This window comes from Streptomyces sp. HUAS 15-9, from assembly GCF_025642155.1.
Taxonomy (GTDB): domain Bacteria; phylum Actinomycetota; class Actinomycetes; order Streptomycetales; family Streptomycetaceae; genus Streptomyces.
Genome location: NZ_CP106798.1, coordinates 5,174,815 through 5,183,840, shown reverse-complemented (window position 1 = coordinate 5,183,840; position 9,026 = coordinate 5,174,815). Strand labels below are relative to the sequence as shown.

General features: G+C 66.0%; 15 protein-coding genes. All 15 read right to left on the bottom strand.

All coding sequences use genetic code 11. From position 1 onward, the window contains the following. Positions 1 to 8: 8 nt before the first annotated feature. The gene (locus tag N8I87_RS24030) at positions 9 to 1,031 is read right to left on the bottom strand and encodes a DNA-directed RNA polymerase subunit alpha (protein ID WP_003966937.1); all 1,023 of its coding nucleotides are present in this window, start codon (positions 1,029 to 1,031) and stop codon (positions 9 to 11) included. Between the two features lie 146 nt (positions 1,032 to 1,177). Then, a complete protein-coding gene (gene rpsK / locus N8I87_RS24025; RefSeq protein WP_003956432.1) occupies positions 1,178 to 1,582 on the bottom strand; it encodes a 30S ribosomal protein S11 in 405 nt (134 codons plus the stop codon). Between the two features lie 65 nt (positions 1,583 to 1,647). Continuing rightward, positions 1,648 to 2,028 carry a 30S ribosomal protein S13 gene (gene rpsM / locus N8I87_RS24020; RefSeq protein WP_009300593.1) on the bottom strand — a complete coding sequence of 127 codons (381 nt, stop codon included), beginning with the start codon at positions 2,026 to 2,028 and terminating at the stop codon, positions 1,648 to 1,650. Positions 2,029 to 2,218: 190 nt separating this feature from the next. After that, positions 2,219 to 2,332, bottom strand: coding sequence for a 50S ribosomal protein L36 (gene rpmJ / locus N8I87_RS24015; protein ID WP_003998809.1), 114 nt, complete (start codon positions 2,330 to 2,332; stop codon positions 2,219 to 2,221). A gap of 61 nt (positions 2,333 to 2,393) precedes the next feature. Further along, a complete protein-coding gene (gene infA / locus N8I87_RS24010) occupies positions 2,394 to 2,615 on the bottom strand; it encodes a translation initiation factor IF-1 (RefSeq protein WP_003948620.1) in 222 nt (73 codons plus the stop codon). Between the two features lie 275 nt (positions 2,616 to 2,890). Next, positions 2,891 to 3,727 (bottom strand): type I methionyl aminopeptidase, encoded by an 837-nt coding sequence (map, locus tag N8I87_RS24005; protein WP_263211618.1) that lies wholly within the window; start codon positions 3,725 to 3,727, stop codon positions 2,891 to 2,893. Between the two features lie 98 nt (positions 3,728 to 3,825). After that, the gene (locus N8I87_RS24000) at positions 3,826 to 4,491 is read right to left on the bottom strand and encodes an adenylate kinase (protein WP_263211616.1); all 666 of its coding nucleotides are present in this window, start codon (positions 4,489 to 4,491) and stop codon (positions 3,826 to 3,828) included. Continuing rightward, the gene (gene secY / locus N8I87_RS23995) at positions 4,491 to 5,804 is read right to left on the bottom strand and encodes a preprotein translocase subunit SecY (RefSeq protein ID WP_263211614.1); all 1,314 of its coding nucleotides are present in this window, start codon (positions 5,802 to 5,804) and stop codon (positions 4,491 to 4,493) included. Before secY ends, N8I87_RS24000 begins: the two co-directional genes overlap by 1 nt. A 187-nt stretch (positions 5,805 to 5,991) precedes the next feature. Next, on the bottom strand, positions 5,992 to 6,447 hold the full coding sequence (gene rplO, locus N8I87_RS23990) for a 50S ribosomal protein L15 (protein ID WP_014674382.1): 456 nt from the start codon (positions 6,445 to 6,447) through the stop codon (positions 5,992 to 5,994). Between the two features lie 2 nt (positions 6,448 to 6,449). Further along, positions 6,450 to 6,632, bottom strand: a complete 183-nt coding sequence (gene rpmD / locus N8I87_RS23985) for a 50S ribosomal protein L30 (RefSeq protein WP_095748087.1) — start codon at positions 6,630 to 6,632, stop codon at positions 6,450 to 6,452. Then, on the bottom strand, positions 6,632 to 7,237 hold the full coding sequence (gene rpsE, locus N8I87_RS23980; protein ID WP_009190144.1) for a 30S ribosomal protein S5: 606 nt from the start codon (positions 7,235 to 7,237) through the stop codon (positions 6,632 to 6,634). Before rpsE ends, rpmD begins: the two co-directional genes overlap by 1 nt. A gap of 39 nt (positions 7,238 to 7,276) precedes the next feature. Next, positions 7,277 to 7,660, bottom strand: a complete 384-nt coding sequence (gene rplR, locus N8I87_RS23975) for a 50S ribosomal protein L18 (protein ID WP_145886665.1) — start codon at positions 7,658 to 7,660, stop codon at positions 7,277 to 7,279. A gap of 3 nt (positions 7,661 to 7,663) precedes the next feature. Further along, positions 7,664 to 8,203, bottom strand: coding sequence for a 50S ribosomal protein L6 (gene rplF, locus N8I87_RS23970; RefSeq protein WP_263211609.1), 540 nt, complete (start codon positions 8,201 to 8,203; stop codon positions 7,664 to 7,666). A 24-nt stretch (positions 8,204 to 8,227) separates the two neighbouring features. Next, positions 8,228 to 8,626, bottom strand: coding sequence for a 30S ribosomal protein S8 (gene rpsH / locus N8I87_RS23965; protein WP_116148541.1), 399 nt, complete (start codon positions 8,624 to 8,626; stop codon positions 8,228 to 8,230). 212 nt (positions 8,627 to 8,838) lie between these two features. Further along, positions 8,839 to 9,024, bottom strand: a complete 186-nt coding sequence (locus tag N8I87_RS23960) for a type Z 30S ribosomal protein S14 (protein WP_003948630.1) — start codon at positions 9,022 to 9,024, stop codon at positions 8,839 to 8,841. Positions 9,025 to 9,026: the final 2 nt, after the last annotated feature.

Sequence of the window (9,026 nt, the reverse complement as noted above, 5' to 3'; positions counted from 1 at the left end):
CGGAGCGCTTAGTACTGCTCGGTCTCCACGAAGCCCGCGTCCGCGTCGTCGTCGGCGCCGAAGGCGTCGGCAGCGGCCGTGGGGTCGAATCCGGGCGGGCTGTCCTTCAGGGCCAGGCCCATGCCGGCCAGCTTCGCCTTGACCTCATCGATGGACTTCGCACCGAAGTTGCGAATGTCGAGGAGGTCGGCCTCGGAGCGGGCGACGAGTTCACCCACGGAGTGGATGCCCTCACGCTTGAGGCAGTTGTAGGACCGAACGGTGAGCTCCAGCTCCTCGATCGGCAGTGCCAGGTCGGCGGCAAGGGCGGCGTCCGTCGGGGACGGGCCCATGTCGATGCCCTCGGCGTCGATGTTCAGCTCGCGGGCGAGACCGAACAGCTCGACCAGGGTCTTGCCGGCGGAGGCCATGGCGTCACGGGGACGCATCGCCTGCTTGGTCTCGACGTCGACGATCAGCTTGTCGAAGTCGGTGCGCTGCTCGACACGCGTGGCCTCGACCTTGTACGTGACCTTGAGCACCGGGCTGTAGATGGAGTCGACCGGGATACGGCCGATCTCCTGGCCCACCTGCTTGTTCTGCACGGCGGAGACGTAGCCGCGACCGCGCTCGACGGTCAGCTCCATCTCCAGCTTGCCCTTGCCGTTGAGCGTGGCGAGGACCAGGTCGGGGTTGTGCACCTCGACACCGGCCGGGGGCGCGATGTCGGCGGCGGTGACCAGACCCGGGCCCTGCTTGCGCAGGTACATCACGACCGGCTCGTCGTGCTCCGAGGAGACGACCAGCTGCTTGATGTTGAGGATCAGGTCGGTGACGTCCTCCTTGACGCCCGGCACGGTGGTGAACTCGTGCAGGACGCCGTCGATGCGGATGCTGGTGACAGCGGCACCGGGGATCGACGACAGGAGGGTGCGGCGGAGGGAGTTGCCGAGGGTGTAGCCGAAGCCCGGCTCCAGCGGCTCGATCACGAACCGGGAGCGGAACTCGTCGACGACCTCTTCGGTCAACGAGGGACGCTGAGCGATCAGCATGTGTGGATCAGATCCTTCTTTCGTGGACGCCCGCTATTTGACGTCCGACGGAAACCGCACCCGTGAAAAGTGCGGGTACTGCAAGGGTACGGGCGATACGGCCCCTCGTGGAGCCGTACCGCCCGAAATGCCCTGTCGGAGCGAGGTCAGACGCGACGACGCTTCGGCGGACGGCAGCCGTTGTGCGGGGTCGGGGTGACGTCCTGGATGGAGCCGACCTCGAGGCCCGTGGCCTGCAGGGAGCGGATCGCGGTCTCACGACCGGAACCCGGGCCCTTCACGAACACGTCGACCTTGCGCATGCCGTGCTCCTGGGCGCGGCGGGCAGCCGACTCGGCGGCCATCTGCGCGGCGAACGGCGTGGACTTCCGGGAGCCCTTGAAGCCGACGTGGCCGGCGGAGGCCCAGGAGATCACGTTGCCGGACGGGTCCGTGATGGAGACGATCGTGTTGTTGAACGTGCTCTTGATGTGCGCGTGGCCGTGAGCGACGTTCTTCTTTTCCTTGCGGCGCACCTTCTTGGCAGCGCCCTGACGACCCTTGGGGGGCATCTACTAACTCCTACGGGAGGTGGTCGGTCCTACAGCGAAGACCGTGGACAGGTATCCGCTGCGGACTACTTCTTGCCCGGCTTCTTCTTGCCGGCGATGGCGCGACGCGGGCCCTTGCGGGTACGAGCGTTGGTGCTGGTGCGCTGACCGCGGACGGGCAGACCGCGACGGTGACGCAGACCCTGGTAGCAACCGATCTCCACCTTGCGGCGGATGTCGGCCTGGATCTCGCGACGGAGGTCACCCTCGGTCTTGATGTTGTTGTCGACGTACTCGCGGATCGCGACCAGCTGCTCTTCGCTCAGGTCACGAACGCGGGTGTTCGGGTCGACGCCGGTCGCAGCCAGCGTCTCCTTCGAGAGGGTCCGGCCGATGCCGAACACGTAGGTGAGGGCGACCTCCACGCGCTTTTCGCGCGGGATGTCAACACCGGAAACGCGTGCCATTCAATGGCTCCTGGTGATCTTCGGAGGTCTTCCGCAGAACCGGCTCCCAGTCGCCGTACGAGGTACGAACTGGGTCCCCGGCCTCCGAGCCGGGGGTGTCAGACGATCGCTCGCCTGGGTTCTGCGTATGAACATATTCAGCTTGCGTCGCGCGAATCTCTGCGAACCGAGCAGAGGGATCGGTCGTGCGTCAGCCCTGGCGCTGCTTGTGGCGCGGGTTCTCGCAGATGACCATGACCCGACCGTGACGGCGGATCACCCTGCACTTGTCGCAGATCTTCTTGACGCTCGGCTTGACCTTCATGGGTGTGAGGTTCTCCGGGTCAGTTGCCGGCGGTCCCGCTCACACGGGACGTGGGCAAGATCTACTTGTAGCGGTAGACGATCCGGCCACGCGTCAGGTCGTACGGAGACAACTCCACCACGACCCGGTCGTCAGGGAGGATGCGGATGTAGTGCATGCGCATCTTGCCGCTGATGTGTGCCAGGACCTGGTGGCCGTTCTGGAGCTCGACCTTGAACATGGCGTTCGGCAGAGACTCGACGACAGTGCCCTCGATCTCGATGGCACCTTGCTTCTTGGCCACGCTTCGCCCTTCGAATCGACTACCTTGATCGACTCCCCCACTGTTTCCCTTGCGGGCGCACGCGGACATGCGGATGCACGGGAGCCGACGAGTCAGTCTACGTCAGCGGTCCCGGAAACACGAATCGTGGAAGCCTGCCCAACGGGACAGATCATTACGCCCCGCGAGTTCAGGCCAGCGGGTCCGGAGCGGCCGTGACGCCGTACTCCGCGAGCTTCGCCGACCCCTGCCGGGAGCCGTGCGGGCCAGGGGAACTCCGGCGGGCTCGGCCGGTGTCAGGCCAGCGGGTCCGGGGCCGCCGTGACGCCGTACTCCGCGAGCTTCGCCTTGCCGCCGTCGGGGGCCGTGAGGACCAGGAGACCCTCTGTCGTCAGGGCCACCGAGTGCTCCCAGTGGGAGGACCAGGTGCCGTCGGTGGTGATGACCGTCCAGTCGTCCTCGAGGACCTCGGTCTTCGGGGTGCCGAGGGAGACCATCGGCTCGATGGCGAGGCAGAAGCCGGGAACCAGCTTGGGGCCCTTGCCGCGGCGGCGGTCGACGTAGTTCAGCAGATGCGGGTCCATGTGCATCTCGGTGCCGATGCCGTGGCCGCCGTAGTCCTCGATGATCCCGTAGCGCCCGCCGCCCGGCTTCGGCTGGCGGCGGATGTACGTCTCGATCGCACGGGAGACGTCAACCAGCCGGCTGCCCTGCTTCATCGCGGCGATACCGGCCCACATGGACTCTTCCGTCACTCGTGACAGCTCCACCAGCTCCGGAGCGTGACCGGAGCCCACGAAGGCGGTGTAGGCCGCGTCACCGTGCCAGCCGTCGACGATCGCGCCGCAGTCGATGGAAATGATGTCGCCGTCCTTGAGGACGACCTTCTCGGACGGGATGCCGTGGACCACCACGTCGTTCACGGAGGTGCAGATCGTCGCGGGGAAGCCGCCGTAACCGAGGAAGTTCGACTTGGCACCGTGCTCCGCGAGCACCTTGCGGGCGACCTCGTCCAGATCCTTGGTGCTGGCCCCGGGAACCGCCGCCTCCCGCGTGGCCGCGTGGATCGCGGCGACCACCAGCCCCGCCGCACGCATCTTCGCGATCTGCTCGGGGCTCTTGATCTGCACCATGGGGGCCTGCGCTCTCCGTCACTCACGTCAACCGGTTACGTACACAACAGTACGGCCGCGGCACCCGAGGGGGCACCGCGGCCGGAACGGCCCGAGAACTACTTCTCGGCGTCCTTGTCACGCTTGAGCGCCTCCAGCGCCCGCTGCGTGATCTCGTCCACCGGGCCCAGGGACGAGATCGTGACGACCAGGCCCTGCGTCTTGTAGTAGTCGATGATCGGCTCGGTCTGCGTGTGGTAGACCTCCAGCCGCTTGCGGACGGTGTCCTCGGAGTCGTCGTCGCGCTGGTACAGCTCGCCGCCGCAGACGTCGCAGACGCCCTCCTTCTTCGGCGGGCTGTACGTCACATGGAAGACGTGGCTGGATTCGTTGCGGCAGATGCGGCGGCCGGCGATGCGCTTGACCACCTCTTCCTCGGGGACCTCGAGGTCCAGCACGGCATCGAGCCGGATTCCCTCGGTCTTCAGCAGCTCGTCCAGCGCCTCCGCCTGCGAGACGTTGCGCGGGAAGCCGTCGAGCAGGAAGCCGTTCTCGGCGTCCGGCTGCTCCATGCGGTCCTTGGCCATGGCGATGGTGACCTCGTCCGGGACGAGGTTTCCGGCGTCCATGTAGGACTTCGCGAGTTTCCCGAGCTCCGTCTGCTGGCTGATGTTGGCGCGGAACAGGTCGCCCGTGGAGATGTGCGGGATGTGCAGCTTCTCGGCAAGGCGAACAGCCTGCGTTCCCTTACCGGCACCCGGCGGTCCGACGAGGACGATACGCATCAGCGGAGGAACCCTTCGTAATTGCGCTGCTGGAGCTGGCTCTCGATCTGCTTCACCGTCTCAAGACCCACACCCACGATGATCAGGATGCTCGTCCCGCCGAACGGGAAGTTCTGGTTTGCATTGAAACCAACCAACGCCATCGTCGGTACGAGAGCGATCAGACCCAGATACAGCGAACCCGGCCAGGTGATCCGATTGAGCACGTAGCTCAGGTACTCAGCGGTCGGTCGGCCAGCCCGGATGCCCGGGATGAAGCCACCATACTTCTTCATGTTGTCGGCGACTTCCTCGGGGTTGAAGGAGATCGCCACATAGAAGAACGCGAAGAACACGATCAGCAAGAAGTACGAAGCGATGTAAATCGGGTGAGTTCCCTTGGTCAGGTTCTGCTCGACCCAGGTTTTCCAGTCCGACTTACCCCCCGCGAACTGGGCGACCAGCGCGGGAATGTAGAGCAGCGACGAGGCGAAAATGACGGGAATCACACCCGCCTGGTTCACCTTGAGCGGGATGTAGGTGGACGTGCCACCGTACGAACGGCGGCCGATCATGCGCTTCGCGTACTGGACCGGGATGCGCCGCTGCGCCTGCTCGACGAAGACCACCAGGCCGACCATGACCAGACCGACCGCGATCACCGTGCCGAACTCGATCCAGCCGCCGGCCAGGGTGCCCTGCTTCTTGATGGCCCACAGCGCGGACGGGAAGGTCGCGGCGATCGAGATGAACATCAGGATCGACATGCCGTTGCCGATGCCGCGGTCGGTGATCAGCTCACCGAGCCACATGACGACGGCCGTACCGGCGGTCATGGTGACGACCATGGTGATCGTGGTGAAGATCGTGCGGTCGGGGACGATCTGGCCGGCGGCCTGGCAGCCGCTGAAGAGAGCACCGCTGCGCGCGGTGGCCACCAGACCGGTGCCCTGCAGGATGGCCAGCGCCACCGTCAGGTACCGGGTGTACTGCGTGATCTTCGCCGTGCCCGCCTGCCCCTCCTTCTTCAGGGCCTCCAGGCGCGGGATCACCACGGTCAGCAGCTGCAGAATGATGCTCGCCGTGATGTACGGCATGATGCCGAGGGCGAAGATCGTGATCTGCAGCAGCGCGCCGCCGCTGAACATGTTCACCAAGCCGAAGATGCCCTGGTTGCCCGAGGCCTCCTTAACGCATTGCTGCACGGCGTGGTAGTTGACGCCCGGGATCGGGATGTGCGTACCGACCCGGTACACCACGATGATGCCGAGCGTGAAGAGCAGCTTCTTGCGCAGGTCGGGCGTCCTGAACGCCCGGGCGAACGCGGTGAGCACGGTGCCTCCTGCGACCCCCGCGCAACTGCGTCAAGGGTGACGGTCTTGAGGTTCGACGGATACAGAAAAAGAGCAGTGCAGGCCACCTTACCGGCGACACTGCCTCCCCCGGAACGACCAACCGGGGATACCCCATTGTGAGGTATCCCCGGTCGGGATCGTCTACGTCATCGAGGCGCCTGAAAAATCAGACGAGCTCGGTGACCGTACCGCCCGCGGCGGTGATCTTCTCCTTGGCGGAGCCGGAGACGGCGTCGACCGTCACCTGCAGCGCCACGGAGATCTCGCCCTGGCCGAGGACCTTGACGAGGCTGTTCTTGCGCACGGCACCCTTGGCCACCAGACCCTCGACCGTGACCTCGCCACCCTCGGGGTAGAGCGCGGCCAGCTTGTCGAGGTTCACGACCTGGTACTCGGTCTTGAACGGGTTCTTGAAGCCCTTCAGCTTCGGAAGGCGCATGTGCAGCGGCATCTGGCCGCCCTCGAAGCGCTCCGGAACCTGGTAACGGGCCTTCGTACCCTTGGTACCACGACCGGCCGTCTTACCCTTCGACGCCTCACCACGACCGACACGGGTCTTGGCGGTCTTGGCGCCCGGGGCGGGACGGAGGTTGTGGATCTTGAGCGGGTTCTGCTCCGCCATGATCAGTCGACCTCCTCGACCGTCACGAGGTGGCGGACGGTGTGCACCATGCCGCGGAACTCGGGGCGGTCCTCCTTGACGACCACGGTGTTGATCCCCTTGAGACCAAGCGACCGCAGGGTGTCACGGTGGTTCTGCTTGCTGCCGATGTACGACTTCGTCTGCGTGATCTTGAGCTGCGCCATTACGCACCAGCCCCGGCACGCGCACGAAGCAGAGCCGCGGGAGCGACGTCCTCGAGCGGCAGACCACGGCGGGCCGCGATCTCCTCAGGACGCTGCAGGCCCTTCAGGGCCTCCACGGTCGCGTGCACGATGTTGATCGCGTTGTCGGAGCCGAGCGACTTCGACAGCACGTCGTGGATACCGGCGCACTCGAGCACGGCACGCACCGGACCACCGGCGATAACACCGGTACCGGGGGACGCGGGCTTGAGCAGCACGACGCCGGCAGCCTTCTCACCCTGGATCGGGTGCGGGATGGTGCCCTGGATACGGGGGACCTTGAAGAAGTGCTTCTTGGCCTCCTCAACACCCTTGGCGATGGCGGCCGGCACCTCCTTGGCCTTGCCGTAACCGACACCCACGGTGCCGTCACCGTCGCCCACCACGACCAGCGCGGTGAAGCTGAAGCGACGACCACCCTTCACAACCTTGGCGACGCGGTTGATCGCGACAACGCGCTCAACGTACGCGGTCTTCTCGGCGGCAGCAGCGCCGCCGTCACGGCCCTTCCGGTCCCGCCGCTCGCCGCCACCGGCACCGCCACCGCGGCGCTGGGGTCCAGCCATTGGAATTACCTCTCTCTGTTTCCGCTAGCTACGGCAGGCTCAGAACTTGAGCCCGGCTTCGCGGGCGGCGTCCGCCAGGGCGGCGATGCGCCCGGCGTACTGGTTGCCACCACGGTCGAACACGACAGCCTCGACACCGGCGGCCTTGGCACGCTCGGCGACCAGGGCGCCGACCTGCTTGGCCTGCGAGGACTTGTCGCCCTCGCCACCGCGGACGGACGCGTCCAGGGTGGACGCGGACGCCAGGGTGTGGCCCTTGAGGTCGTCGATCACCTGCGCCACGATGTGGCGGTTGGAGCGGGTCACGACCAGACGGGGACGCTCCGCCGTACCGGAGATCCGCTTGCGGATCCGGATGTGACGGCGCTTGATCGCGGCGCGCTTGTAGGCGTCGCCCTTGAGGATCTTCTGCCCGTATGCCATGGCTTACTTACCCGCCTTTCCGACCTTGCGGCGGATGACTTCGCCCTCGTACTTGACGCCCTTGGCCTTGTACGGGTCGGGCTTGCGCAGCTTGCGGATGTTGGCCGCAACCTCGCCGACCTTCTGCTTGTCGATGCCCTCGACCTGGAAGCGGGTCGGGGTCTCCACCTTGAAGGTGATGCCCTCGGGCGCCTCGACGACGATCGGGTGGCTGTAGCCGAGCGCGAACTCGAGGTTCGAGCCCTTGGCCGTCACGCGGTAACCGACACCGCTGATCTCGAGCTTCTTCACGTAACCCTGGGTCACGCCGGTGATCATGTTCGCCACCAGCGTGCGGGACAGGCCGTGCAGGGCCTTGTTCTGACGCTCGTCGTTCGGGCGGGTCACCTGGACGGTGCCGTCCTCACCCTTGACGATGTCGATCGGCGCGACGACGGTGTGGGTCAGCGAGCCCTTGGGGCCCTTGACCGAGACCGTACGGCCGTCGATGGTGACGTCCACGCCGGCGGGAACCGTGATGGGGAGCTTGCCAATACGCGACATAGCTGTTTCCTCCGTTCCCTTCCGCTACCAGACGTAGGCGAGGACTTCCCCACCCACGCCCTTCTTGCCGGCCTGCTTGTCGGTGAGGAGCCCGTGGGACGTGGAGATGATCGCCACGCCGAGGCCGCCGAGCACCTTCGGCAGGTTGGTGGACTTCGCGTACACCCGGAGACCGGGCTTGGAGATCCGCTTGATGCCCGCGATGGAGCGCTCACGGTTCGGGCCGAACTTCAGCTCGAGGGTGAGGTTCTTGCCCACCTCGGCGTCCTCGACGCGCCAGCCCGTGATGAAGCCCTCCTGCTGGAGGATCTCCGCGATGTGAGACTTGATCTTGGACGCCGGCATCGTCACGGAGTCGTGGTATGCCGAGTTCGCGTTCCGCAGACGCGTAAGCATGTCTGCGATCGGATCAGTCATGGTCATGAATTGGCCTTCGGCCTCTCTCGCCGGGGTTTCCTGGTGCGCCATCCCTCTCCCCGATCCGAGACGGGACGGGTGCGGCGCGGTGGACCTACGGCGTAGTAAGTCGTACGGGCGCGGCAGACGCCCAACCCCACAAGCCTACGGCATGCGGAGAAGGGCCCCTGCCGACCCAGATGCTTACCGAGAGCTTCCGGAATCCCCTGTTACAGGGATTACCAGGAGCTCTTGGTCACGCCCGGCAGCTCGCCACGGTGAGCCATCTCACGAAGGCACACGCGGCACAGGCCGAACTTGCGGTACACGGAGTGCGGACGGCCGCAGCGCTGGCAGCGGGTGTAGCCACGCACACCGAACTTGGGCTTGCGAGCAGCCTTGGCAATCAGAGCCTTCTTCGCCATCT

Coding starts and splice junctions, on each gene's coding strand:
- rpsH (WP_116148541.1), bottom strand. CDS start 8,626: ATGACCATGACTGATCCGATCGCAGACATGCTTACGCGTCTGCGGAAC.
- N8I87_RS23960 (WP_003948630.1), bottom strand. CDS start 9,024: ATGGCGAAGAAGGCTCTGATTGCCAAGGCTGCTCGCAAGCCCAAGTTC.
- rpsK (WP_003956432.1), bottom strand. CDS start 1,582: ATGCCCCCCAAGGGTCGTCAGGGCGCTGCCAAGAAGGTGCGCCGCAAG.
- rpmD (WP_095748087.1), bottom strand. CDS start 6,632: ATGGCGCAGCTCAAGATCACGCAGACGAAGTCGTACATCGGCAGCAAG.
- map (WP_263211618.1), bottom strand. CDS start 3,727: ATGGTGCAGATCAAGAGCCCCGAGCAGATCGCGAAGATGCGTGCGGCG.
- rpsE (WP_009190144.1), bottom strand. CDS start 7,237: ATGGCTGGACCCCAGCGCCGCGGTGGCGGTGCCGGTGGCGGCGAGCGG.
- rplF (WP_263211609.1), bottom strand. CDS start 8,203: ATGTCGCGTATTGGCAAGCTCCCCATCACGGTTCCCGCCGGCGTGGAC.
- rplO (WP_014674382.1), bottom strand. CDS start 6,447: ATGGCGGAGCAGAACCCGCTCAAGATCCACAACCTCCGTCCCGCCCCG.
- N8I87_RS24000 (WP_263211616.1), bottom strand. CDS start 4,491: ATGCGTATCGTCCTCGTCGGACCGCCGGGTGCCGGTAAGGGAACGCAG.
- rplR (WP_145886665.1), bottom strand. CDS start 7,660: ATGGCATACGGGCAGAAGATCCTCAAGGGCGACGCCTACAAGCGCGCC.
- rpsM (WP_009300593.1), bottom strand. CDS start 2,028: ATGGCACGCGTTTCCGGTGTTGACATCCCGCGCGAAAAGCGCGTGGAG.
- N8I87_RS24030 (WP_003966937.1), bottom strand. CDS start 1,031: ATGCTGATCGCTCAGCGTCCCTCGTTGACCGAAGAGGTCGTCGACGAG.
- rpmJ (WP_003998809.1), bottom strand. CDS start 2,332: ATGAAGGTCAAGCCGAGCGTCAAGAAGATCTGCGACAAGTGCAGGGTG.